The sequence below is a fragment of the Mycobacterium sp. SMC-14 genome (genome assembly GCF_046250075.1).
Classification (GTDB): Bacteria; Actinomycetota; Actinomycetes; order Mycobacteriales; family Mycobacteriaceae; genus Mycobacterium.
Genome location: NZ_CP176429.1, coordinates 922,320 through 945,675 on the forward strand (window position 1 = coordinate 922,320; position 23,356 = coordinate 945,675).

A 23,356-nucleotide genomic window follows, 5' to 3' on the forward strand; every position below is an offset into this window, starting at 1 on the left:
CCGATGGGCGTCAATCGTCTTCGGAGACCGGTCGATTCAATTCGCTGAGAAGGTCGTTCGCGCTGCCGCTGCGGCTCACGCCGAGCCGCTGGGCCCGGGCATCGAGCTCGAGGTGGGCATATTCGGGGGTATAGCCGCGGGCGATCAACACCCCGATCGCCTGATCGATCAGCGAGGTCGCTGCGAGCCCCCCGGGTGTCGCCCCGGCTAGGGGTGGGGTGCGGTGCTGATCGAGTACGAACTCGGCCAGCGCGCGGCCGGTCAGCCAAGCGAGGTCGGCGGCCAGGTCGACGAAGGCGCCGGGGTGGCCGGCGTAGAGAATCAGGACTGCGTGCCGCGCGGCGCTGTCGTCGGACCCGTCTGGAGGCATCGGCAGGCACAGCGAGGCGACGATGTCGCCAAGCTCGGTGCCTTCCTCGAGCACGGTGAAGCGGGATTGACGGCCCAAGACGGTGACCAGCATCGTGAGTCCCAGATAGGACCCCACCGCGAGTCTGGCGTTGTTCGCCAACTGCCGCAGGGTGTCGGTGAGGTCGAGGTCAGGGTCGTCGAGGATTTCGGTCAGGGCAGCGAGATCGGCAGCCAGCGCCGCGGTGATGTCCAAAAGGGTAGTGCTCCCCAGTGACGCCCCGAACGCCGATCCTTGGATCCAAGCCGAGTGCCGCAGGTCGCGGCTCCGCGGGCGCAACATCCGACCGCGGATCAGGGATCCGGGTCTATCAGTGCCGCTCTACCCAACGCTACTCGCGCATCAAGGCCCGGTGTGGCGAGCACGAGCGCGGCGAACCGCCTCATCGACGATGCTTCGTGCAACCACTGCCAGTTTGATGTTCTCGGTCTGGCTGATCCGGCGCAGCCGGTCGAACGCCTCTTCTGCGGTCCCTCCGGAACGGGCTCGCAGGATACCGATGGCCTGGTCGATGACCGGTCGGCTGGACAGTGCTGTCTGCAACTGCGCGGTCAACGCCCGGGCATGGGTGAGCACGTGCGCGTTGTGGACCGCTACGGCGGCGGGAACCGCGAACAGTTCCCCGAGTTCGGCGGCGCGTTCGGTGAAGGCATCCTTGCGGTGTGCGTAGACGTTGATGGCACCTACCACCTGCCCGGGCAGCAGCAGCGGTAGCGACAACACGCTGTGTACGCCGAGACGTCCCACCCGCGGTCCGAAGCGCGGCCAGAGCTTGTCGCCGCCCAATGACCCGGACCGCACGGTGCGCCGTTCCAGCGCCGCGGTGATGCAGGGCCCCTCGTTGACTTCGACGTATTGGATCTCGTCGATCTGCTGGACGAAAGGGGCACTGGCGGCCAGAACCTCGACCCGGTTGTCCGGGCGGTCACTACGCAGCAACGTCAATCCCGCGCCGTCTGCGGCAGGAATGGCCTGTACTGCGAAAGTCGCCACCCGGGCCAGGAGTTCCTCAAGTCCGAGTGAGTCCGCAACCAGGCCGGCCAGATCGGCCAGACCAGACCGCAGGTCGTCGGTGTCCTCGTCGGGGCGTTCGGTAGCGGGTACCGTCCGGTTGCCGGGCTCGGAAACATCGGTCACGACGGCGCCGTCAGCTGCTTGATTGCGGCAAGCTCATGCCGACATTCTAGGGCGGCGGATCGGCGTAATCCACGTGTTCCGGGACTGATCCCGTGGGCGCGACGCCGACGGCGTACCGCCGCGATCGCTGTCTTGAGCCCGCGGCGGCGCCCGTTCGCCGGGTCGGTGCCGACGACGTCAGTCGCAAGTACGGCGAACATTCGTTCGCTGCGAGTCTCCGGGGCATCGTCAGCGGTCTCGCGCAGGTAGCGATCCGGCAGCGACAGCTTGGCGATGGTGCGCCAAGTCTTGCCGTACTGCGTCAGGAACGAACCGGTGGTGTAGGGCAGGTCGTATGTGTCGCAGATCTGACGCACCCGCACCGAGATCTCGTGCAACCGGTTGCTCGGCAGGTCGGGGTAGAGGTGATGCTCGATCTGATGGCACAAGTTGCCGCTCATGAACCGCATTGTCGGCCCGGCATCGAAGTTGGCGCTGCCCAGCATCTGGCGCAGATACCAGTGCCCCGGGGATTCGCCGATCATGTCGGTCTTGCTGAATTTCTCGGCGCCATCAGGGAAATGCCCGCAGAAGATCACCGCGTTCGCCCAGACGTTGCGGATCGCGTTAGCCAGCAGGTTGGCCTTCAGCGTCGCTCTGAAGGTGGCTGCCCGTGACAGGGAGGTGAGTGCGGGGAACACTACGTAGTCTTTGAGCACCTGCCTGCCGGCCTTGGTCGCAAACTCGCGTGCCTTTCTGAGGGCGGTTCCGCGGTCCGAACCGCCCTTGGCGATGTCGCCGAATTCGATGGGCTGCAAGCCGATTCCCCACTCGAAACCGATCGCAAGAACGATGTTGAACACCAGGTTGCCGATGTTGATCGGATGCCAGGGCTGGTCCCGAGTGACCCGCAGAGTGCTGTAGCCGACGTCGTCGTCCATGCCGACGATGTTCGTGTACTTGTGGTGGCGAAGGTTGTGGGTGAATTGCCAATGCTTCGAGACCCCGGCCATGTCCCACTCCCACGTCGAGGAGTGGATCTCGGGGTCGTTCATCCAGTTCCACTGGCCATGCATGACGTTGTGGCCGATCTCCATATTCTCGATGATCTTGGCCAGCGCGACAGTCAGCGTTCCCGCCCACCAGGCCGGGCGTTTCGAACCAACGGTCAGCAGGAGCCGGCCCGCTACTTCCAGGGCACGTTGGGCGGCGATAGTACGGCGGATGTAGTGCGCATCGCGCTCGCCAAGGGAATCCTCGATGTCCAGCCGGATTGCGTCCAGATCTACGGCCAAAGAGTCGATATCGGCGTCAGTCAGGTGAGCGAAGACCGAAATATCAGTAATAGCCACCGGTTTCCCCTTTCGTCAGCCTTCGGCCGGGCGAGCGGGCAGTCGCTGAATACACCTGGATGCATTTGGCGGTCTAGTAGTAGTGGCTGCGCCCGCCGACTGCGTGTCCCATCCGTCCCATCAGGGCCAAGAGCAGCCCGACGACGAGAAGGATGACGCCGATGACCAAGCAGAGATGGGCATAGGCGAAGGTAGGGACCAGAGCGGGCAAGAGGAGCCCGAGGACGATGAGGACTACTCCGAGAGCAATCATGGTGTTTACCGGGTTTCTGGGTAGCGGGTGTGGATTCCACGCTTGTTCGATGACATCGTCGGATAGATATCGAAATGTGCGGCTCGAATAAAAATTCATCGAAATCGGCGGCGTACAGCCGAACTCGCTTCCGCACCGGCTGAAGGACTCAGCACCAATAACACTACCCTCTTTCGCGGGCGGCCGGCCGCTGATCCTGTGCGCTCCGGCGCTCGGACCGAATCGGCGTAGGGTTGCTGGCAGCGGCGGTACTTCGTACACGTGGTGTTTTCAAGTCCTGTCATCGCCGGAAATTCTGGCCGCTAGGGCTCAGATGGGAGCGTCGCCATGACGCGACAGAAGACAACACGCAAAAGCCCCGACAACTCCACGTCTCCACTGCGGACGCCGCGGTTGCGGTTGAAGCGCAAAGCTTCGCCGAGCGGATACGTCGATGGGGCATGGTGGCCTCACTCCGATGACCTCGTGGTGGAGTTACCTGACCTGCTGGCGGTGCTCTCCGTTCGGTTGGGTCGCATAAGCCGGGTTCTGTACAACCTGAACGAATGGGTGGGCGCGCCGCGTAAACTCGTCAGTGACGGGCGGTCGGTACGGCTGGATGGGTACCGGCTTCAGCCGATCGACACGGTTGAACTTCTCGGGCTCGACGGTGACCGTCTTACCTTGGTGGTGGTTCCCGCGCGCGCCGAACCTAGCGATGCGCACACCACCATGATGACTGCGGCACGGCCGAAAAACGCAGTGACAGTGAGCGATCTGCTGACGGTCAGTTCGCGTAGCCGGGACCGACGCAACATGGCGGCTGCTGCTCTTGATAGCTGGGAATCAGATGGGGGATCTATGGCATCCCTGCCGGTTACAGCAGGCTGACCCGATAGCGAAGAGGAGGCGGATGAGTACGGCCAGGGTTGCATCGTGCTTGATGCGAGTGTCGCATCTGGATCACTCCGTGAAGTTCTACTGTCATGTATTCCAGTGCGAAGTAGCCATTTGCGACAAGGATGCGGCACTTCTCTTGACGCCGGACGGCTTCGAGATCTACTTGCGCACGAATGAGGCGTCCAGGGCAGGTGGTATCACCGGCGTCGGTGTCGAGCAGATCATGTGGTCTGTCGGCAGCGAAGAGGAGCTGCAGCAGATTGAACAACGTATGCGCGTCCACGATCCGAGCGCGTACTCCAACACCTTGGGTGAGATCAGTTTCGTCGATGGCGCCGATCCGGATGGCATCCGGGTACTGGTCACCTACCCGACCCCACAGCAGCTTCCACGTGAAGTCATCGACCGACGATTCCGGTGATAGGTCTCGGTGGACTCGCCGCGGCGCGTCTACCGTAGGGCATTGCAACGCGTTGACCAGTGGAGGTGTTCCTGTGCACCCTTTTCGGCAAGCTGTGGAGGCCCGCGATGCTGCGGCCATCGAGGAGCTGCTGTCCGACGATGTCGTGTTCACCAGCCCGGTGGCGTTCAAGCCCTACCCGGGCAAGCCGGTCACCGCGGCGATCCTGCGCGCGGTGATGCGCGTCTTTGAGGATTTCCACTACGTGCGGGAGATCGGTGACCCTGGCGGGCGCGACCACGCCCTGATCTTCGAAGCGTCCGTCGACGGCAAACGGCTGACTGGATGCGACTTCCTGCATTTCGACGACGACGGCAAGATCGACGACTTCGTCGTGATGGTCCGGCCGCTGTCGGCGGCCACCGCACTGGCCGAGGCGATGGCGCAGCAGTTCGAGCAGATCACCCGGGAGGCCGCCGCGCACGGCTCCGGGTAGCCGGCAAGCACGGCTGCACACCGCTCACCCTGCGGTTATAGTTGAAGGCGGCGATGAGGCTCGCCATAAACCGCCGCCACGGCTGATAGCTTCTACCACCTGACTCAAGTATGGGTGGGAGGCGTTGAAATGGCTTCACCTACAAAAGATTTGGCATCTCTGCTTGATCAGAGTCCCCGCGTCGGGGCGCTGGATCGCCGGGTGCAGATCGGACACTGGGCCGGCGGTATCCCTCAGGAGATGGCACAGGTGCCGGCCCTGCGCTTCGGCAAGCGTTGGGTGTCGTCGCTATGGCTGATTCCGCTCGGGGTCGCGGGGGTGGTCGTCGGAATCGCGCTGGCTCAGCAGCTGCGGCAATACGGCTGGATGCAGGACTTCATCGCCGCCTACCCGGGGACGTCGACGCGGGTGACACCGGTGATCGGCACCGGCTTTCCGGCCTGGCTGCGCTGGCAGCACCTGTTCAACATCGTCTTCATGATGTTTCTGATGCGGGCGGGGCTGCAAATCCTGGCCGATCACCCGCGGCTGTATCTCAACCAGGGCTGTCGGCCGGGGACCGCATGGCTGCGGATGCGCGGAGCGGTGCCGAAAGATCGGATGGACGAAGCCGACGCCGCGCATATGTGGACCGCCAAGGACGACTCGGTGGCATTGCCGAAGTGGCTGGGCATTCCCGGCCTGCGCCACACCGTGGGCCTGGCGCGCTGGTGGCACTTCTCATTCGACCTGCTGTGGCTGCTCAATGGCGCGGTGTTCTATGTGCTGCTGTTCACCAGTGGTGAATGGCGCCGGATCGTTCCGCAATCATGGGATGTGCTGCCTAATGCGGCCTCGACACTGATTCAGTATGCGTCCCTGAACTTTCCGGCCAATGAGGGATTCACCAGCTACAACGCGCTGCAGGTGATCGCCTATTTCTCCACCGTATTCATCGCCGCCCCACTGGCCTTTGCCACGGGACTACTGCAGTCGCATGCGATTGCAGCGCATTTCGGCCTCGACCGGGGACCGCTCAACCAACAGGTCGCCCGGACCGTTCACTTCGCGGTGCTGCTGTGGATGGTGTTCTTCATCGCCATACACACCCTGATGGTGTTCACTACCGGACTGGCGGACAACCTCAACCACATCGTGCTGGGAACGAACACCCAATCCTATTGGCCGGTGGTCGTTTATCTGGTCGTCATGGGCGTCATCGGGGTGCTGTGGCTGGTGGCCTCACCGCTGACGCTGCGTTACCCCGCTGTGGTCCGCAACGTCGGCAGCGCGACGCTCGGATGGCTCAAAGATCTGCTGGAACGCCCGCATCCGGACGTCACCTACGCCGAGAAGGATATCTCGCCGTACCTGTGGCCCAACGGAACACTGCCCACCTCGGAGCGCTACCACGCGCTGCAGAAGGGCGGCTGGGCCGACTACGTGCTGCGGATCGAGGGGCTGGTGGACAACCCCGTCACCTTGACCTACGCGCAGCTGTTGGCGCTGCCCAAACACGAACAGATCAGCGGCCACCACTGCATCCAGGGCTGGACCGGGGTCGCCAAGTGGGCCGGGGTACGGATGTCGGACATTGTCGAGCTGGTACGGCCACGACCGTCGGCGCGCTGGGTGGCGTTCTACTCCTTCGCTGAGGGGTCCGGCTCATCAGACGAGGGCCGGTACTACGACTGCCACAAGATCGCCCATATGAGCGAACCGACGACGCTGCTGGCCTACGAGATGAACGACGCGCCGCTCACCGAAGCGCACGGCGCACCGCTGCGGCTCCGTAACGAGCACGAGCTCGGCTTCAAGATGGTGAAATGGATCGAGGCAATCGAGTTCATCGACGACTTCCGCCACCGCGGCCTCGGGATGGGCGGCTACAACGAGGACCACGAATATTACGGCTACCGAATGCCCATCTGAGCGATGCCGATACGCGGATCCGATATGACCACCGGTCCTGGTCTATTTGCCCGGCGCTGGCGGTTCTTGCCGGTGCGTGAACAGGCGCCGGTGGTCGCGGCGGTCGCTGTCGGCGGAGCCATCGGCGCCTGCGCGCGCTATGCCGTCGCGTTGGCCTTGCCCACCCCGGTCGGTGGATTCCCTTGGGCCACATTGGTTACCAACGTGAGTGGGTGTGCGCTGATGGGGGTGCTGATGGTGGCGATCACCGAAATGTGGGTCGGACACCGACTGCTGCGTCCGCTGCTGGGCACCGGCGTGCTCGGCGGCTACACCACGTTTTCCACGTTCGCCGGCGACGTCGACACCCTGGTCGCCGCCGGACAGCCGATCTCGGCCTTGTTCTACTTACTCACCACCCCGGTGGCAGTGTTGATCGCGACGTGGACCGCTGCCAGCCTCACCCGCCGTCTGATCATCAGGAGGACAGCATGAGCGAGCTCACCGGACGCGCGTTGCGCCTGACGGTAATTCTCGGAGAGAGCGACACCTGGCATCACAAGCCGGTGTACAGCGAGATCGTGCACCGGGCACGGCGAGCCGGCCTAGCCGGCGCGTCGGTGTTCCGCGGCATCGAGGGTTACGGAGCGTCCTCGGCCATCCACACCACCCGGCTGCTGTCGATGTCGGAGGACCTGCCGGTCTCGGTCGTCATCGTCGACGCCCCCGAGCGGGTCCGTGCCTTCCTGCCGGAGCTGGACGAGTTGGTCACCGAGGGCCTGATCCAGCTGGATGAAGTCGAGGTCATCCGCCACATCGGGCGAAGTCCCGCCGGCCAGTGACCTGGCTGTTGGTCATCGCCGGCGCCGCGGTGGGGGCGCCGCTGCGCTACCTGACAGATCGCTTCGTGCAGGCCCGCCACGACACCACATTCCCGTGGGGCACGTTCACCGCCAACGTGCTGGGCAGCCTGGCCCTGGGTGTGCTCATGGGCGCCGCGAGCGCCGGCGACCAACGGCTGCACCTATTGGTCGGCACCGGTCTGTGCGGCGCGCTGACCACCTACTCCACTTTTTCCTACGAGACCCTGCAGCTGGCCGGCGTCGGTGCGCGGCTGTACGCGCTGGCTAACCTGGTGCTCACGTTGAGCTGCGGCCTTGGCGCCTATTACGTCGGTAGCGTTGCGGCGCAGGCTATGTGGGGCTGATCGGCCTTAGCCGGCGGCGGATGATCGGGGTATGACGCTGGGCCGCCGTAATTTCGCCGCGGCGTTGTTGGCGCCGCGCCCTGCCAGGGTGCCCAGCATGGCCTCGCCGAACACGCCCGGCGGCAGGGCCGACGACATCGTCGGCGCGCCTATCGGGCCGCCGGTGCTCGTGAGGCCACCCAGGGCGGGGGATGCCGCGGCCAACGAGTCCTCCATGACCGCCCAGCCCTGCGGCACCGACAGCTTGCCGACCAAGCTGCACCGGCCGGTCAGTGCTGAGACCATCGGAGTGGTGGAGGCTAGCGTCCCGGAGGTCGTCAGCGCGCGTTCCGCGCCCGCTATGAACGGCCCGATACCTTGCTGCTCGTCGCGCATCGCGTTGACTGCCAGCGCGTGGTTGGTGGTCTGGATGGCGGCGCCGGAGAACGTCGAACTCGTCGTCGAGGCGGCCGCGCTGGCAAGCGACGGGACATCCAGCGCAATCGAGAGCAGCGTGGATGGGTCCACTGCTTGCGCCGGCTGAGCGGCGGCAGCCGATGCGGGTGTCGTGACGATGGGTGGCGCGGTGAAAGGCGTCAGGCTAGAGGCGTTCGATGCTGACGCGGCGTAACCGTGCATCGCAACGGCATCCTGGGCCCACATCCGCTCGTAGTCCGTTTCGGTGGCGGCGATTGCCGGGCTGTTCTGCCCGAAGAAGTTGGTGGCGATCAGCTCCGTCAGGCGCAGCCGGTTGGCGGCGATCAGTGGCGGTGAGACCGTGCCCGTCCAGGCCGTCTGGTAGGCCGCGGCGGCGGCCTTGATCTGCACGGAGGTTTGTTCAGCCTGCCCGGCCGTCGTATGCAGCCAGTCCACGTACCGGCTCGCGGCGCCCGTCATCGTCGCCGACGACGGGCCCCGCCAGCCGTCGGTAGCCAGCCCAGCGACCACCGACCGGTAGGACGCAGCCGAGCTGTTCAACTCCTGGGCGAGTTGTGCCCAGGCGGTGGCCGCCGCCAGCAGCGGACCGCTGCCCGGTCCGGCGTACATTCGTGCCGAGTTGATCTCTGGTGGCAGCGCGCCGAAGTCCATATCGAAGTCCATGGCGTGAGAATCCTTTCCTGATCGGTTCCGGGTGGGCAGGTGCTAACCGGCGGCCGGAGAGCGCACGATGATCGGCTTGCTTTCCGTGCGTGCGTGCTGGGGGCCGTTCCGGGAGAGCGTTCCCAGTAGCGACTGGCTGAGGACGCTGCCGTAGCCGACGGATTCGGCCGATACGGCCTGGGGTGCCACGACAGTCGCCGCCGTCGGCGCTAATGCGGCCGGTCGTAGCTCGGGCGCCGCGGTGAACCAGGACGGCGGCGCGGAAAGCTTGCCGACCGGCCCGGCTCTGCCCCAGGCGGCGGAGACCGGTGGTGGCGAGCAGCCACCCGATGAGCTGATCAGTGCCAGGCGGGGGCTCCACGGAAGCGGTGATCGGGGTTGGGCGGTTTCCTGGGCCGCGAGTCGCATGTTGACCACAGAGATCCCGTGCTCGGAGGTGGCGGCACTGGCCGGGGCCAGGACCACGTTGGTCACATTCGGGATGTGTTCGATGATTTGAGCCAGCGGTGATGACAACGTTGTCTGCAGTTGCTGGGCGGCTGACGCGGCCGGGTTGGTCGTGCGTGGGGGATCGCGGAACGAGGGCAACGCCGAGGCGAGCGCCGAGGATTCGGCATAGACGTACATCGCGGTGGCGTCCTGGAGCCACATCTGCGCGTAATGCATTTCGGTGGCGGCGATCGCCGCGGTGTTCTGTCCGAAGAAGTTGGTGGCGACCAGCGCCAGTAACAGGCTGCGGTTAGCGGCGATCACCGTTGGCGGAACCGTCATCGAGAAGGCCAGCTCGTAGGCGGCGGCGGCTGCGCTGGCTTGGTCGGCGACCACGCTTGCGCTGCTGGCCGTCTCGTTCAGCCAGGACGCGAACGGTGTCACCGCCGCCGCCATGGCGAGCGACGTCGGTCCCTGCCAGGCTGTTCCGGTCAGCTCAGCGATGACCGATATGTATCCGATTGCCGCAGCGGATAATTCAGCGGAAAGCGCATCCCAAGACGCTGCCGCGGTTGTCAGCGGGACGGAGCCGGGACCGAGATACATTCGCCCGGAATTGACTTCCGGGGGAAGTGCGCCGAAAGCCAGTCCGATCGTGGCAGAAGGAGTGTCGCCGTAGCTCATCCGGCACCGCCTTCTACCACGAGTCAATCGGGGTAGAAGCTATTAGCCGGATCTGGCGGTTAAGGCGAGCTTCATCGCCTATCGGAATGCTACACCGACAGCGTCGTCGGAACGACGGTGATTCGCCGGGTCGTCAGACCGCGGTGCGGTTGCAGGCATCCACGCGCCAGCTCCCGTCGACCAGGCTCAACTGGTTCCAACATGCGGTGTCCTGGCTGATCGACTCGAGGGACGGGTCGAGCTGGCTGAGCAGCGCCTGGTTGAACGCATCATGGGAGACCATGACCAGTGGGCCCGGTCCGAGCTCGGCCACCAACTCGAAAAATGCCCGCCGCGCACGCTCGGCCAGCGCTTCGACCGGCTCCACGCCCGGTGCTGAATCGACGCTTCCGTACTCGGTTTCCACGTCGGTGCGCGGCCGCCCGGTCTGCGGTCCATAGTCGCGGTCGTTGCGTCGGTTGTCGACCTGCGCCTCGATGCCTGAGGCCGTGGCGATCGCCTGCGCGGTCGCCACCGCGCGCTGCAAGGGGCTTGAGATCACCAACGTGGGATGACGTGTGGCGAGTTCGGCCGCCAGTCGGGACACCTCGGCCAAGCCGACCTGGTCCAGCGGCGGGTCGGCCAGCCCGCGGAGCCGTCCGTCGGCGTTGAGGGCAGTGCGGCCGTGTCGCGCCAGGTACACCCGTGTCGCCTTCGGCATGGCGGCCTCCGCGCTCTCGTCGTTCGTCGGTTCTGCAGACATCATCGGTGGCGGCCGCGGCCGAGAACAAGTCCAGGTGTCACAATCGATCAGGCCGTGTCCATGGCGCTCGCTCAGACCTTTCCAGGAGAAGCAATGTCGTTCTCGGTAGAGCTCAGTGATGACGTGATCGAGGTGCGGGACTGGGTCCACCAGTTCGCCGCCGAGGTTGTCCGCCCGGCCGCCGCCGAGTGGGATGAGCGGGAAGAGACGCCGTGGCCGGTAATCCAGGAGGCGGCCAAGATCGGCCTGTACTCACCGGAGCTGTTCGCCACCCAGGCTGCCGAACCGAGCGGTATCGGCATGCTGACGGTCTTCGAGGAATTGTTCTGGGGCGACGCCGGCATCGCCCTGTCGATTCTGGGAACCGGACTTGCCGCCGCAGCCCTGGCGGGCAACGGAACTCCCGAACAGCTGGGTCAGTGGCTGCCCCAGATGTTCGGCACCGCTGATGACCCCAAGCTCGCGGCGTTCTGCTCCTCGGAACCCGACGCCGGTTCCGACGTCGGTGCGATCCGGACCCGTGCCCGTTTCGACGAAGCGACCCGGGAATGGGTGCTCAACGGCACCAAGACCTGGGCCACCAACGGTGGCATCGCCAACGTGCACATCGTGGTTGCCTCGGTCTATCCCGAACTCGGCTCGCGCGGACAGACCAGCTTCGTCATCCCGCCCGGAACTCCGGGCCTGGCGCAGGGGCAGAAGTTCAAGAAGCACGGCATCCGGGCCTCGCACACCGCCGAGATCGTGCTCGACAACGTTCGCCTGCCCGAGGACATGATTCTCGGTGGCCGGGAGAAGTTCGAGGAGCGCGTCGCTCGGGTCAAGTCCGGTGCGTCGGCCGGGGGGCAGGCGGCGATGAAGACCTTCGAACGGACCCGACCGACCGTCGGCGCGATGGCGGTCGGTGTGGCCCGCGCCGCATACGAGTACGCCCTCGAATACGCCTGCCAGCGTGAGCAGTTCGGGCGCAAGATCGGCGAGTTCCAGGCGGTGGCGTTCAAGCTGGCGGACATGAAGAGTCGCATCGACGCGGCCCGGCTGATGGTGTGGCGGGCCGGGTGGATGGGGCGCAACAACAAGGCCTTCGACAATGCCGAGGGTTCGATGGCCAAGCTGTTCGCCAGTGAGACCGCCGTCTACGTCACCGACGAAGCGATCCAGATCCTCGGCGGCAACGGCTACACCCGCGACTACCCGGTCGAACGGATGCACCGCGACGCCAAGATCTTCACGATCTTTGAGGGCACTAGCGAGATCCAGCGGTTGGTGATCGCACGAGCGCTGACCGGCCTGCCGCTACGCTGATGGCCGGACTCCCACGTCAGGGCGCGTGACGGGAGAAGGCAAACCGGGTGCAGTCGGTGGGGAACGCGAACCAGGCCAGTGCCCGCCGCGGGATGATCATGCGCAGCCCGCCGCCGTCCTGCCCCGACCACGCATCGGGGCCGGGAGCGTACTGCGGGTGGTATTTCTCAAACGCGCTCGCCAACCGGGCGCCGAGATGGCCGGGGTCCGCCGAGGTTGCTTCCGAGACGCCCTCGACGATCACCACCTGCGTGCCGCTTTCCAGCGTCAGCGTGCAGGCCGGATTGCCTTGGAGGTTGCGTGCGTGGCGGGTGGTCGGTGCGCCGTCGTAGTAGAACAGGCCGTCGAGCCACACGCCCCAACGCGGCACCGAATGCGGGGTTCCGTCCGGGCGCACCGTGCTCAGCCAATAGTGCTGTGCCGTGGTCAAGTGTTGTTCGACTTCTGCCCAGCTCAACAAGCCCTCCGTCGAACTCGGCAGTCCGTAACCCTCGGGCAGGACTGGACGTGTCGCGGTAGGGCCCGGTTTAGGTTCCATGGCCCGCACGCTAGCTCTGACGTCCGACAGCGGGCGCCACAGCTGCGGGCGCAGTGCGCCCTAGCCGGCCGTTTTCCCGTTGTCGGTCATGTAGACCGCGCCGTGCACCGCGGCCGCGGCATCGCTGGCCAAAAAGGCGATCACCTCGGCGACGTCACTCGGGGCGCTCATCCCGCGTGGCGAGGCCACCCGCATGATCAGGTTGACGTCGGCGCCCTCGGGAAGCTGGAAGTTGGTCACCTGCGGGGTCAGCATCCCGCCCGGGCAGATCGCGTTGACGCGCAGCTTCTCCGCGGTGAACTCCACGGCCAATGCCCGGGTGAGCCCGACGAGCCCGTGCTTGGCTGCGCAGTAGCCCGCCGAGTACGCCTGTCCTTCCACCCCGGCGATCGAGGCGACGTTGACGATATTGCCGGCGGTCTCCAGCAGGTGCGGCAGCGCCGCCCGGCACAGGAAGAACGGCCCGTTGAGGTTGACCGCCAGATCATGGGCCCACTCGTCGTCGGTGACGGCCTGCGTGTGGCGCATCTGGTGGGCGCCGGCGACGTTGACCAGAACATCGAGTCGGCCGAACTGGGCGACGCATTGCTCGACCGCCGCTGCGCAGGCTGTCGCGGTGCTGATGTCGGTGGGGGCGTAGTGCCCGCCGGGAACGTCGGCGAACACCGTGGCCAGCCGCTCGGCGTCGCGCGCCAGCCCGAACACCGTCGCACCGCGGGCGGCGAACAGTTGGGCAGTCGCCGCGCCCAGGCCGGACGACGCACCGGTTACCAGCGCCACTTTGCCTGACAGATCGGTCATTTCGACTCTCCGCATCACCCAGTCGACCGGCACTGATGCGCAGCCGTCTACCGTCCAGTTATGGCTTCAGTATCAGTGATCACCGGAGGCGCGGGCGGCATGGGTCTGGCGACGGCCAAGATCCTCGGTCGAGATCACACGGTGGTGCTGTGCGATGTCCGGCAGGAGCGGCTCGACTCGGCGCAGGTCGCGCTCACCGAACTCGGTATCGCCGCGACCGCCGTCAACTGCGATGTCACCGATCGTGACGCGGTCATGCGGCTGTTCGACATCGCATCGGGCCTGGGACCGCTGGCGTCGGTGATCCACACCGCCGGGGTCAGCCCGAGCATGGGCGACGCCGAGTTCGTCATGCGGATCAACGCGTTCGGCACCCTCGTCGTCAACGAGGTGTTCCACGACGTCGCGCCCGACGGCGCGGTGATCGTCAACGTTGCCTCGATGGCCGCGCAGCTGCTGCCCGACAAGGCTTACCCCACCAAGCAGTTCCCGCTGGCGTACAGCGACGGCGACGCCTTCGTGGCCGCGATGACGGCGTACTGCAACAACGCACCCGAGCAGGTGCGCTCGGGTTTCTCGTACACGGTCAGCAAGGCCTTCGTGAAGTGGTACTGCGCCTCGCAGGCCGAGCGCTTCGGCGGTCGCGGGCTGCGCATTGTCTCGGTGTCGCCGGGCAACATCGATACCGAGATGGGCCGGCGCGAAGAGAAGGCCGGGGTGGGCCTGATGATGCCCGACGCGCTGATCCCGCGGTGGGGTACGGCCGAGGAGATGGCCGAGCTGTTCGCCTTCTGCGCCGGCGACAAGTGCCGCTACCTCACCGGCGCCGACATCCTCGCCGACGGGGGAGTGGTCGCCTCGATGCGTGAACGCGCCCGGGTGGCCGCCGAACTTGGGTAGCGTGCCGTTGAGGGGAAGGGGGCGTCGATGCGCTACACCCGCACTGATCCCATCGCGGCCCGTCCCAGCGACGTCTGGGCCGTCCTGACCGATGTCGAGCATTGGCCGAACTGGACTGCGTCGATGCGTGAGATCACCCGCCTCGACTCGGGTCCGCTGCGAGTCGGCAGTACCGCCCGTGTCCGGCAGCCTGCTGGTCGCCCGATGGTGTGGACCGTCACCGAACTGGTCGACGAGCGATCCTTCACCTGGACGTCGTCGACGGCGGGCATCCGCTTCACCGGCTTCCACGAGTTATCGCCGACCGGGTCGGGGGTGCGGGCCGTGCTGACCTTTACGCTGACCGGTCCGATGGCCTGGCTGGCCGGCCTGCTCGCCGGCGGTCGGATTCGTCGCTACGTCGATATGGAGGCTGACGGGCTCAAGCGGCAGTCGGAAGGCCGAGAGGCGCCCTAGCGGGTCGCCGCCATTCAGCCGGGATCGGCGGCTGCTGCGGCTGGTGGGAAAGCGGGTTTTCAGCACGGAGCGCACCGAGGCAGCTAAGTTAACGGTTGACACGGGTCGGCGTGGCTGCTTACCGTGGACCAAACCTACGGGACCGTAGGTTGGCTGGGGGGCCAAGCGACAGCCCACCTGTCGATCAGGAGGGGACTAAAAACGATGGTGAATGTCCAGACGGCGTTGCTTCATGAACTCGAGCCGATTGTCGAGCAGAACCTCAATCGGCATCTCAAGGCCGCCAAGCCGTGGCTGCCGCACGACTACGTGCCATGGAGCAAGGGGCGCGACTTCGCGTTCCTCGGAGGCGAGGACTGGGTCCCCGAAGACTCGCCGCTGGACCCGGTCGCCAAGGCTGCATTGCTGGTGAACCTGTTGACCGAGGACAACTTGCCGTCCTACCACCGCGAGATCGCCACCACCTTCAGCCGCGACGGCGCCTGGGGCACCTGGGTGGGCCAGTGGACCGCCGAGGAGGGCCGGCACAGCATCGCGCTGCGCGACTACCTCATCGTCACCCGCGGCATCGACCCGGTGAACCTCGAGAACCTGCGGATGCAGCACACCGTCGCCGGCTATGACGCCGGCGGCAAGTCGGCGCTGCGGGTACTGGCGTATGTGTCGTTCCAGGAGCTCGCCACCCGGGTGTCGCACCGCAACACCGGCAAGGCCTCCGGATGCCCCATCGCCGACCAGTTGCTGGCTCGCGTCGCACTCGACGAGAACCTGCACATGGTGTTCTACCGCAACCTGATGCAGGCGGCGCTGGACATCGCCCCGGACGAGGCCATGTGCGCCATCCGCGACGAGGTGCTCGGCTTCTCGATGCCCGGGATGCATATGCCCGGTTTCCAGGAGAACGCGATCATGATCGCCAAGGCCGGCATCTACGACCTGCGCATCCACCACGATGATGTCGTCCAGCCGGTGCTGCGCTTCTGGAAGATCCACGAGCGCAACGACTTCGGTGCTGTGGGCGAGGAGGCCCGCGAACAGGTCATCGGCTTCATGAAGATGGTCGACGAGCGGGCCACCTACTACGAAGAGAAGGCCAAGGCGCGCGAGACCGTCTCCGCCTAGCCCTTGATCGAGGTGTAGTAGGTCGTGTCGGCCATCGACACCGAGTCGGCGCCCCGTGCGGGTGTCGGACGTCCGTACTGCGTCAGCAGCTCGGTCATGGTTTGGCCCGTCGAGGTCCAGTCCAAGGGGCTGAGGTAGTCGGCGACGTCGTTGCGCTCACCCTCGTATCCGAGCTCGGAGAACTCCAGGTCGAAGCCGTGCGCCCGCCATTTCTCGGTGGCGCTGCGCATCATTTCCTTGGCCTGCTCGTGCTGGGCCGCCGAGATGTTCGGAATGGCCTCGGTGGCCAGTCGGCTGCCGTCGGCACTCAGTGCGGTGATGTTGTCCAGCAGCCGGTCCTGTGCTTCGGGTGGGAGATAGCCGAGCAGTCCCTCCGCGATCCATGCGGTGGCCTGGGTGCGGTTGAACCCCGCCTCGATCAACGCGGCCGGCCAGTCATCGCGCAGATCGACGGCGACGCCGCGGCGAGCGGCGGTGGGCTTGGCGCCCAAGTCGGCCAGCGTTGCGGTCTTGAATGCCAGCACCGCGGGTTGGTCGATCTCGAAGATCGTCACCCCGTGGGGCCACGTCAGTCGGTAGGCGCGTGCATCCAGACCCGATGCGAGGATCACCACCTGGCGAATCCCGGCCTGGGTGGCGTCGGCGAAGAATGCGTCGAAAAAGCGGGTGCGGGCGGCCATCGCGTCGGGCATCTGCCCGAGCTTCCAGCCGGACTCGTGGTCGTCGAGATCGGTGCCCGCCAGGTCCCCGGCGGCCCATTTGGTCAAGAAGTCGACCCCGACCGCCCGGACCAGTGGCTCGGCGAAGCGGTCGTCGATCAGGGGATTGTCGGCCTTGGTGGCGATCGCCCGGGCGGCGGCGACCATTGTCGCGGTGGCTCCCACGCTGGTGGCCAGGTCCCAGGTGTCGTTGTCGGTGCGTGCCATTGAGCGCTCCTTGATGGATGAACAGGGCGATTTGCTTAGTCTAGCAATTAATTAGTTCATTTAACAAACGTTACGCACCGGACGGTGGTTCCGGCTCCGGGGTCCAGGTGGTGGGCAGCATCGGCACCGTCGGGCCGCTGCCGAAGGCGTCCTCGTCCAACGCCGCCAAGCCGGTTGCGTGTTCCCCGCTGCCTCGCGAGTGGGTTCCGGCCAGGCCCAAGGCGCCCGCGTTACGGGCGGACGCCGTCGTCGACGGTGGGGGCGTTGGTGCATCGGGTACGAGCGGGCCGGAGTCCATGGCCATGGTGGCGCCGGGCTCCTTGGCTGCGGTGCGACGCCGGCGACGCGCCGGGCTCGAGGCGGCCTTCCGGGTCCGGGTGGCCGCGGCGGGGGCCGCTTCCCGGTCGTTGAGCGTGGGGCCGAACCCTTTGTCGGGGCCGTTGCCGGCCCGTGCCGGCGCGTGGACCGCCGGCGCGATGGCTACGGCTGTCGGGATGAGGGCGGGGGTGGCGGGCGTCGGGGTGGTGGCAGTGACCGAGGTGGCGGGAGTCGGGGAGCCAGGGGCGAATCCTGCCCCCGGCACGTCATCGGGGGGTGGCGCTATGAGCACCGCCGGCACCCTCGCCGCGACCACGGTGACGGGTTCCGCCACGGCCGCGATCACCGGCGCCACGGGCGGCACGCTCGCGACTTGGGCGGCTGCGGCGTTGATGGCCTCGATGATGCGATTCACGATCTCCACGATGATCGCGATGATCGGGCCGTCCAGGATGTCGGCGATCTCGAGGAAGATCGCCAGGGTTTCGTACAGGGCCGCAAGGGCGTCGGCCGGGCTGCCGCCGACGCCGCCGTCATCGTCGCCGCCGTCGCTCTCGAACGCCAGGATCGGCGGCGGCGACGGTGTGCGGGGCACGGTGGCCAAGGCCGTGTCCGAAATCGTTTGATACGTGGCCATTGTGACGGCGGCCTGGATCCACATCCGAATGTAGTCGGCTTCGGTGAGGGCGATCGGGATGGTGTTGATGCCGAAGAAGTTCGTCGCCACCAGGATCGCGTGCGTGGCGTGATTGGCCGCCAGCTCGGCCATGGTCGGCATGCTGGCCAATGCGCTGGCGTAGGCCGCCGCGGCGATCTCGTGTTGGGCGGCGGCGCGTGCACTGTCGGTGCTGGCTTGCATGAGCCACGCCGAATACGGTTGGTGGGCAAGCATATAGCGTTCTGCGCTTGGTCCCATCCAGATTCCGGCCTGAACGGTGCCCAAGGTGGTGTTCAAATCCGCCGCTGCCGAGGCATATTCGGAGCTCAAGGATGACCACGCTGACGCGGCGGCGATCAGCGCCCCCGGGCCCGGTCCACTGCTCAGCAATGCGGAATGGACCTCGGGCGGCGAAGCCAGCCACGTCGGCGCAATCGGATGCAATTAGCCCATCAACTCCTTCGACGACGAACTACTTCGACGACGAACGCGCAATAGTCACGCTAGGAGCGGCTGTCGACGAGGGCGGAAAGTAGGAAAGGCGCAGGAGTTAACGTCGCAAGAACGCTCGGCAGGAAAGGTGGAGCCGTCGCCTAGTGCACGGTCAGATAGATCAGTGCCACATTGAGCGTCCCGATCACCACGGTGACAGCCCAACCGAGGGCCGACGTCAGTCGCCGGTTGGCGTCGGCGCCCATCAACGCCCGGTCGCCGGTCACCCGGATCAGCGGTACCAGCGCGAACGGGATGCCGAAGGACAACACCACCTGCGAGATCACCAGTGCCCGAGTGGGCTCGATTCCCAGGGCCAGGATCGCCAGCGCCGGGCCCAGCGTGATCAACCGGCGCCAGAGCAGCGGAACCGACACCCGCAACAGGCCCTGCATGATCATCGCGCCGGCATAGGCGCCCACCGAGGTCGACGCCAATCCCGAGGCCAGCAGTCCGATCGCGAAGAACAGTGCGACTGTCGGCCCCAGGGTGTTGCCGACCGCGGCATGTGCACCCTCGATGGAACCGGCGTCGTCCATGCCGCGCAGGTTGTTGGCGGCCACCACCAACATGGCCAGGTTCAGCGTTCCGGCCACCAGCATCGCCAGGCCTACGTCCCAGCGAGTCGCCCGCAGCAGCCGTCGTCGCGCCGGTCCGGGGTCGGGCTGGCCGTGCCGATCGCGTGCCAGACCTGAATGCAGGTACACCGCGTGCGGCATCACCGTCGCGCCGAGGATAGCGGTGGCCAGCAGCACGCTCTCGGTGCCGTCGAAGCGGGGCAGCAGGCCCGCCGCGACATCGGCGGGCGCCGGTGGGGCGACCACCAGGCTGGCCAGGAATCCGATGGCGATGATGATCAGCAGCCCGCTGGTCACCTGCTCGAAGACCCGCGGCCCGCGTCGGTCACCGACCGCCAGCAGCGCCATCGACACCACCCCGGTGATGAGGCCGCCAAGCACCAGGGGTAATCCGAAGATCAGGTTCAACGCGATCGCACCGCCCACCACTTCGGCGAGATCTGTTGCCATGGCTACCAATTCGGCTTGGAGCCAATAGGCGATCCGGACCGGCTTTCGGCTGTGGGCGCCGATCACCTCCGGCAACGAGCGTCCGGTCACCAAGCCGAGCTTGGCGGACAGGTACTGCACCAGTGCGGCCATGATGTTGGCCGCGACAATGACCCACACCAGCAGGAAGCCGAATTTCGCTCCCGCGCTGACGTTGGCGGCAACGTTGCCCGGGTCAACGTAGGCGATCGCAGCGACGAAAGCCGGGCCGAGCAATGCCCAGCCCGGCTTCAGTCGAACCGCGGTGTCTGAGGCCACCGACACCCTTTCCATCCGGATTAACGAACAGGAAAGTCAGGGTAGCCGGAATCTCGCCGACGGTCCGCGGTCCAGGCGGCGCTGTGGTCAGTCTGCGTTATAGAGGCCGCGGCCGGTGACCAGCGGCAGGTCCAGCGTGGTGCGGATGCCCGGCTCGGCCGCAACCACCACGGGAATCGCGTTGACGACCCGCATCGCGGTGGCCACCAGGCCGGCGTGGTTGTGGTCGCCATTGGGGCTGGACAGGCACAGGTCCAGCGCGTACGACGGCTCCCCGGTCACCTCGACGCGGTACGAGCCGCCTTCTTGAGCCGGCTGCGGCCAGTCCGGGCACAGGTCTTCGCGCAGCCGGGTGACGTGCTCGAGGACCACGGCGGCCTTGCCGTCAACCATCCCGCGTACCTCGAACCGCAACGCCGCGGCGGTGCCTTTCGCGATGTCGCCCGAGGAAATCGAGAAGTCCTCCGGCGCGGGCACCCGGATGTGGGACTGCTCGACCGAGTCGAGTTCCAGGCCCAGGCCGGCTGCGAGCTGGCGCACCACCGATCCCCACGCCAGGCTGAGCACACCGGGCTGCAGCAGCATCGGGGTCTCGTCCATCGACTGTCCGAAGCCCATCACGTCGAACATGACGGCTGCGCTGTCGTAGGTGGCGTAGTCGACGATCTCCATGCAGCGGATCTGCTGGATGCTCTGGCAGGTGCCGGCCAGCGCCAGGGGCAGCAGGTCGTTGGCGAAGCCCGGGTCGATGCCGTTGATGAACAAGCTCGAATTGCCGGCCTTGGCGGCGTCCTCGATGGGGGTCAGCATCTCTGCGGGGATCACGTCCCACGGGTATTGCAGGAACACCGCGCTGCTGCCGACCACGTTGATGCCGGCGTTCAGGATGCGCTTGAAGTCCTCCAGCGCCTCGACCAGCCGGTTGTCGGCCAGCGCGGTGTAGACCACGCAGTCGGGCTTGGTGTCGAGCACCTGCTGCAGGTCGGTCGTCGCGGTCACGCCGGTCGTCGTGTCCACACCGGCCAGTTCCGCGGCGTCCTTACCGGCCTTGGCGTCCGAGGACACCCACACCCCGGTCAGTTCGAACTTGGGGTTGGTGATCAGCGCTTTCAGCGCGTGGACACCGACGTTGCCGGTGCCGATCTGAGCCACACGAATAGTCATAAGTCAGCAGTTCCTCACAGGTCCGGGACGGGCAGGTCAAGGTTCGGGAAGGTGATGCCGCCGTCGACTTCGAGCACCTTTCCGGTCAGGTAGGCGCCGGCCGGCGAAGCCAGATACAGGGCGGCGGCCGCGATCTCCTCGGGGTCCCCGAGTCGGCGCAGCGGCGTGGCCTTCTCCATCGGGGTACGCAGTTCCTCGTTGGCTGCCACCACGTTCAGCGCCGAGGTCATGATCGATCCCGGGGCAATGCCGTTGACGCGGATCTTGGGGCACAGATCCAGCGCGGCCAGCCGGGTGTAGTGAGCCAGCGCGGCCTTGGCCGTGCCGTAGGCGGCGAAACCTCGCCCGGGCACCCGCCCCATGGTGGAGGTGATGTTGATGAACGACCCGCCGCCGGAGTGCTCCAGCATCAGCGGCACGGCCGCGATGGTCAGCGCGTGCGCCGTCGCAACGTTGAACGTGAAGGCGTCTTTGAGGTCCTTGGTCGACGTGGTCAACAGTGTGTTGGGCATTGTTCCACCGACGTTGTTGACGACGATGTCGAGCCTGCCGAACGCTTCGACAGCTTCGGCGGCCAGCTTTGCGGTCTCCTCGGGATGGGCGAGATCGGCGACGACGATGTGGGCACGACGACCCGTCGCGCGGACCTGCTGCGCGACGGCCTCTAGTTCGGATTGGGTACGCGATGCGATCACCACGTCCGCGCCGGCCTCGGCGAACGCGACGGCGATGGCGGCGCCTAAGCCCCGGCCAGCGCCGGTAACTACAGCTGTTTGATTATCGATTCGGAATTTGTCGAGTATCACGGCGTCACGCTAACAAGGATCGATCGTGAGCTGAACCCCTTTTTTGAAACACGTTCTAACAGGGCAGTGGGCCTGCCTCGAGGGCGCTGCGATCGTCGGTGGATTCACGTACAATCGAATGTATGTTCGATATAGCCCTTCCGTCGCTGGAGGGCATCCGCGCGCGTGACGACGCGGGCCTGGTCGACGCGATGCAGGGGGCCGCGCGTCTGCAGGCGGCTTTTCTGGCGCGGGTATTCGCCGCCGCGGCTGAGTTGTATCACCGCAGATTGGCCGAGCAGCAGGCAGCCGCTCGGGAGATCTGGGCGATCGATGGCTGGGAGGCGGTGGCCGCGGAGATCGCGGCTGCTCAAGGCATCAGTCGGGGGCGGGCGGCGGGGCAGTTGCGGCTGGGTTTGGCCTTGGCTGAGCGGTTGCCGAAGCTGGAGGCGTTGTTTGCGGCGGGTGTGGTCGATTACCAGGTGGTGGCCGCGGTGGTGCATCGCACCGAGTTGATGATCGATCCGGATGCGATCCCGCGGATGGACCGGTGGCTGCAGCGTAATGCGCCCCGGTGGGGCAAATGGTCGAGGAACCGGATCGTCGAAGCGGTCGACTACTGGGTGCAGGTGGTGGAACCGGCCGCAGTGCGCGAAGCCCGCACCCTGGATCAATCTCGTCACATTCGGGTGACTCCGCAGCATTCGGGGCTGGCGGAGATCTTCGGCGAGGTGCGCACCGTCGATGCGTTGGCTTTCGACCACCGGCTCGATGAGTTGGCCGGCACGGTGTGCCCGGCCGATCCGCGCACTAAGCAGCAGCGGCGCGCCGACGCCCTGTCGGCACTGACGGCGGGCGCGGCCATCATGGCGTGCGAATGCGGTTCACCCGATTGCCCGGCAGTCACTGGCGATGCCTCGGTGGGTGCGGTGATGATCCATGTGATGGCCGAGCAGGCCACGCTCGACGGCCATTCGGACAAACCGGGATTCGTTCCCGGGTTCGGTGGCCTGCAGGCCGACGCAGTGCGCACGATCGCAAAATCGGCGAAGCTGCGGACGGTCCGTCATCCGCGGGATGCAGCGCCGGAACCAGGATATCGGCCGTCGGCGGCCCTGGCGGACTTCATCCGCTGCCGTGATCTCACGTGTCGGTTTCCCGGATGCGGTCGACCCGCCGAGGTCGCCGACATCGACCACACCGTGCCATGGCCGCTCGGGCCTACGCATCCGAGCAATCTGAAATTGCTGTGCCGGCTTCACCATCTTTTGAAGACTTTCTGGGTCGGTCCCAATGGGTGGCGGGACCGCCAAGAACCCGATGGCACGGTGATCTGGACCGCGCCCACCGGGCACACCTATGTCACCAAACCCGGTGGTGCCCTATACTTCCCGCAGTTGGCCAACCCCACCGGCGAGCTGGATCTGCCCGAGTGGTCACCGACCGGTAGTCGCGGAGTGATGATGCCCACCCGCCGGCGTACCCGGGCTCAGGATCGGGCCTACCGGATCTGGCTGGAACGCAGCCACAATCAGGAACGCATCGCCGCCGCGGCGATCGAAGCCGCCGCCGCCGAACACGCCAGACGAATCGCCGCCGCCAACGACCCACCCCCGTTTTAGCGAGGTC

At 66.3% G+C, this 23,356-nt stretch carries 26 protein-coding genes and 2 riboswitches; of the genes, 12 read left to right on the top strand and 14 right to left on the bottom strand.

Translation table 11 applies throughout. The features are described 5' to 3' along the window. Positions 1-10 precede the first annotated feature (10 nt). The 4 genes from ACKY0W_RS04435 to ACKY0W_RS04450 all read right to left on the bottom strand — a co-directional run bounded on the left by ACKY0W_RS04435 (position 11) and on the right by ACKY0W_RS04450 (position 3,130). Positions 11-604, bottom strand: coding sequence for a hypothetical protein (locus ACKY0W_RS04435; protein WP_409436556.1), 594 nt, complete (start codon positions 602-604; stop codon positions 11-13). A 147-nt stretch (positions 605-751) separates the two neighbouring features. Further along, positions 752-1,546, bottom strand: a complete 795-nt coding sequence (locus tag ACKY0W_RS04440) for a GAF and ANTAR domain-containing protein (protein ID WP_409436557.1) — start codon at positions 1,544-1,546, stop codon at positions 752-754. Further along, positions 1,543-2,877, bottom strand: coding sequence for a fatty acid desaturase family protein (locus ACKY0W_RS04445; protein WP_409436558.1), 1,335 nt, complete (start codon positions 2,875-2,877; stop codon positions 1,543-1,545). Before ACKY0W_RS04445 ends, ACKY0W_RS04440 begins: the two co-directional genes overlap by 4 nt. A 73-nt stretch (positions 2,878-2,950) precedes the next feature. Then, complete coding sequence (locus tag ACKY0W_RS04450) at positions 2,951-3,130, bottom strand: DUF6131 family protein (RefSeq protein WP_409436559.1); 180 nt, start codon at positions 3,128-3,130, stop codon at positions 2,951-2,953. Positions 3,131-3,457: 327 nt separating this feature from the next. On the opposite strand from ACKY0W_RS04450, the gene ACKY0W_RS04455 reads away from it, so the two are divergent. The 7 genes from ACKY0W_RS04455 to crcB (ACKY0W_RS04485) all read left to right on the top strand — a co-directional run bounded on the left by ACKY0W_RS04455 (position 3,458) and on the right by crcB (ACKY0W_RS04485) (position 8,002). Next, positions 3,458-4,000: a DUF5994 family protein gene (locus ACKY0W_RS04455; RefSeq protein ID WP_409436560.1), complete on the top strand. Its 543-nt coding sequence runs from the start codon at positions 3,458-3,460 to the stop codon at positions 3,998-4,000. A gap of 79 nt (positions 4,001-4,079) precedes the next feature. Further along, positions 4,080-4,430, top strand: a complete 351-nt coding sequence (locus ACKY0W_RS04460) for a glyoxalase (RefSeq protein WP_409436561.1) — start codon at positions 4,080-4,082, stop codon at positions 4,428-4,430. Positions 4,431-4,503: 73 nt separating this feature from the next. Beyond that, entirely contained in the window at positions 4,504-4,905 is a 402-nt protein-coding gene (locus tag ACKY0W_RS04465) for a nuclear transport factor 2 family protein (protein ID WP_409436562.1), read from the top strand. Positions 4,906-4,945: 40 nt separating this feature from the next. Continuing rightward, a riboswitch (Fluoride riboswitch) is annotated at positions 4,946-5,007 on the top strand. Between the two features lie 27 nt (positions 5,008-5,034). Further along, positions 5,035-6,816 (top strand): molybdopterin-dependent oxidoreductase, encoded by a 1,782-nt coding sequence (locus ACKY0W_RS04470; protein WP_409436563.1) that lies wholly within the window; start codon positions 5,035-5,037, stop codon positions 6,814-6,816. A 24-nt stretch (positions 6,817-6,840) separates the two neighbouring features. Then, positions 6,841-7,290, top strand: coding sequence for a fluoride efflux transporter CrcB (crcB, locus tag ACKY0W_RS04475; RefSeq protein WP_409436564.1), 450 nt, complete (start codon positions 6,841-6,843; stop codon positions 7,288-7,290). Further along, a complete protein-coding gene (locus tag ACKY0W_RS04480) occupies positions 7,287-7,637 on the top strand; it encodes a DUF190 domain-containing protein (protein ID WP_409436565.1) in 351 nt (116 codons plus the stop codon). The genes crcB (ACKY0W_RS04475) and ACKY0W_RS04480 overlap by 4 nt, the downstream gene beginning before the upstream one ends. Beyond that, positions 7,634-8,002, top strand: a complete 369-nt coding sequence (gene crcB / locus ACKY0W_RS04485; protein ID WP_409436566.1) for a fluoride efflux transporter CrcB — start codon at positions 7,634-7,636, stop codon at positions 8,000-8,002. The genes ACKY0W_RS04480 and crcB (ACKY0W_RS04485) overlap by 4 nt, the downstream gene beginning before the upstream one ends. Positions 8,003-8,008: 6 nt before the next feature. Here the strand turns inward: crcB (ACKY0W_RS04485) and ACKY0W_RS04490 are convergent, their stop codons facing one another. The 3 genes from ACKY0W_RS04490 to ACKY0W_RS04500 all read right to left on the bottom strand — a co-directional run bounded on the left by ACKY0W_RS04490 (position 8,009) and on the right by ACKY0W_RS04500 (position 10,895). Then, positions 8,009-9,082, bottom strand: a complete 1,074-nt coding sequence (locus ACKY0W_RS04490) for a PPE family protein (protein WP_409436567.1) — start codon at positions 9,080-9,082, stop codon at positions 8,009-8,011. 42 nt (positions 9,083-9,124) lie between these two features. Beyond that, the gene (locus tag ACKY0W_RS04495) at positions 9,125-10,195 is read right to left on the bottom strand and encodes a PPE family protein (RefSeq protein ID WP_409436568.1); all 1,071 of its coding nucleotides are present in this window, start codon (positions 10,193-10,195) and stop codon (positions 9,125-9,127) included. A 26-nt stretch (positions 10,196-10,221) separates the two neighbouring features. Then, positions 10,222-10,283: riboswitch (Fluoride riboswitch) on the bottom strand. Positions 10,284-10,328: 45 nt separating this feature from the next. Beyond that, on the bottom strand, positions 10,329-10,895 hold the full coding sequence (locus ACKY0W_RS04500) for a histidine phosphatase family protein (protein ID WP_409436569.1): 567 nt from the start codon (positions 10,893-10,895) through the stop codon (positions 10,329-10,331). A gap of 135 nt (positions 10,896-11,030) precedes the next feature. On the opposite strand from ACKY0W_RS04500, the gene ACKY0W_RS04505 reads away from it, so the two are divergent. Next, positions 11,031-12,242 carry an acyl-CoA dehydrogenase family protein gene (locus tag ACKY0W_RS04505; protein WP_409436570.1) on the top strand — a complete coding sequence of 404 codons (1,212 nt, stop codon included), beginning with the start codon at positions 11,031-11,033 and terminating at the stop codon, positions 12,240-12,242. A 16-nt stretch (positions 12,243-12,258) separates the two neighbouring features. Here ACKY0W_RS04505 and ACKY0W_RS04510 read toward each other — a convergent pair whose 3' ends face one another. Both ACKY0W_RS04510 and ACKY0W_RS04515 read right to left on the bottom strand, forming a co-directional pair. Beyond that, complete coding sequence (locus ACKY0W_RS04510; protein WP_409436571.1) at positions 12,259-12,780, bottom strand: pyridoxamine 5'-phosphate oxidase family protein; 522 nt, start codon at positions 12,778-12,780, stop codon at positions 12,259-12,261. A 60-nt stretch (positions 12,781-12,840) separates the two neighbouring features. Continuing rightward, positions 12,841-13,581, bottom strand: coding sequence for an SDR family NAD(P)-dependent oxidoreductase (locus ACKY0W_RS04515; RefSeq protein WP_409436572.1), 741 nt, complete (start codon positions 13,579-13,581; stop codon positions 12,841-12,843). 60 nt (positions 13,582-13,641) lie between these two features. Between ACKY0W_RS04515 and ACKY0W_RS04520 the strand changes: the two genes are divergently transcribed. The 3 genes from ACKY0W_RS04520 to ACKY0W_RS04530 all read left to right on the top strand — a co-directional run bounded on the left by ACKY0W_RS04520 (position 13,642) and on the right by ACKY0W_RS04530 (position 16,059). Further along, positions 13,642-14,481: an SDR family oxidoreductase gene (locus ACKY0W_RS04520; protein ID WP_409436573.1), complete on the top strand. Its 840-nt coding sequence runs from the start codon at positions 13,642-13,644 to the stop codon at positions 14,479-14,481. 27 nt (positions 14,482-14,508) lie between these two features. Continuing rightward, positions 14,509-14,937, top strand: a complete 429-nt coding sequence (locus ACKY0W_RS04525) for an SRPBCC family protein (protein ID WP_409436574.1) — start codon at positions 14,509-14,511, stop codon at positions 14,935-14,937. Between the two features lie 204 nt (positions 14,938-15,141). Continuing rightward, positions 15,142-16,059 carry an acyl-ACP desaturase gene (locus tag ACKY0W_RS04530; RefSeq protein ID WP_409436575.1) on the top strand — a complete coding sequence of 306 codons (918 nt, stop codon included), beginning with the start codon at positions 15,142-15,144 and terminating at the stop codon, positions 16,057-16,059. Here the strand turns inward: ACKY0W_RS04530 and ACKY0W_RS04535 are convergent. The 5 genes from ACKY0W_RS04535 to ACKY0W_RS04555 form a co-directional block, all read right to left on the bottom strand. After that, a complete protein-coding gene (locus tag ACKY0W_RS04535) occupies positions 16,056-16,985 on the bottom strand; it encodes a class I SAM-dependent methyltransferase (protein ID WP_409436576.1) in 930 nt (309 codons plus the stop codon). The genes ACKY0W_RS04530 and ACKY0W_RS04535 overlap by 4 nt on opposite strands. Positions 16,986-17,055: 70 nt before the next feature. Further along, the gene (locus tag ACKY0W_RS04540; RefSeq protein ID WP_409437647.1) at positions 17,056-18,396 is read right to left on the bottom strand and encodes a PPE family protein; all 1,341 of its coding nucleotides are present in this window, start codon (positions 18,394-18,396) and stop codon (positions 17,056-17,058) included. Between the two features lie 158 nt (positions 18,397-18,554). Beyond that, entirely contained in the window at positions 18,555-19,793 is a 1,239-nt protein-coding gene (locus ACKY0W_RS04545; protein ID WP_409436577.1) for an Nramp family divalent metal transporter, read from the bottom strand. 72 nt (positions 19,794-19,865) lie between these two features. Then, positions 19,866-20,942, bottom strand: coding sequence for a diacylglycerol kinase (locus tag ACKY0W_RS04550; protein ID WP_409436578.1), 1,077 nt, complete (start codon positions 20,940-20,942; stop codon positions 19,866-19,868). Positions 20,943-20,956: 14 nt separating this feature from the next. Beyond that, the gene (locus ACKY0W_RS04555) at positions 20,957-21,748 is read right to left on the bottom strand and encodes an SDR family oxidoreductase (RefSeq protein ID WP_409436579.1); all 792 of its coding nucleotides are present in this window, start codon (positions 21,746-21,748) and stop codon (positions 20,957-20,959) included. 122 nt (positions 21,749-21,870) lie between these two features. Here ACKY0W_RS04555 and ACKY0W_RS04560 point away from each other — a divergent pair, with 122 nt between their 5' ends. After that, positions 21,871-23,349 (top strand): DUF222 domain-containing protein, encoded by a 1,479-nt coding sequence (locus tag ACKY0W_RS04560; protein WP_409436580.1) that lies wholly within the window; start codon positions 21,871-21,873, stop codon positions 23,347-23,349. Positions 23,350-23,356: the final 7 nt, after the last annotated feature.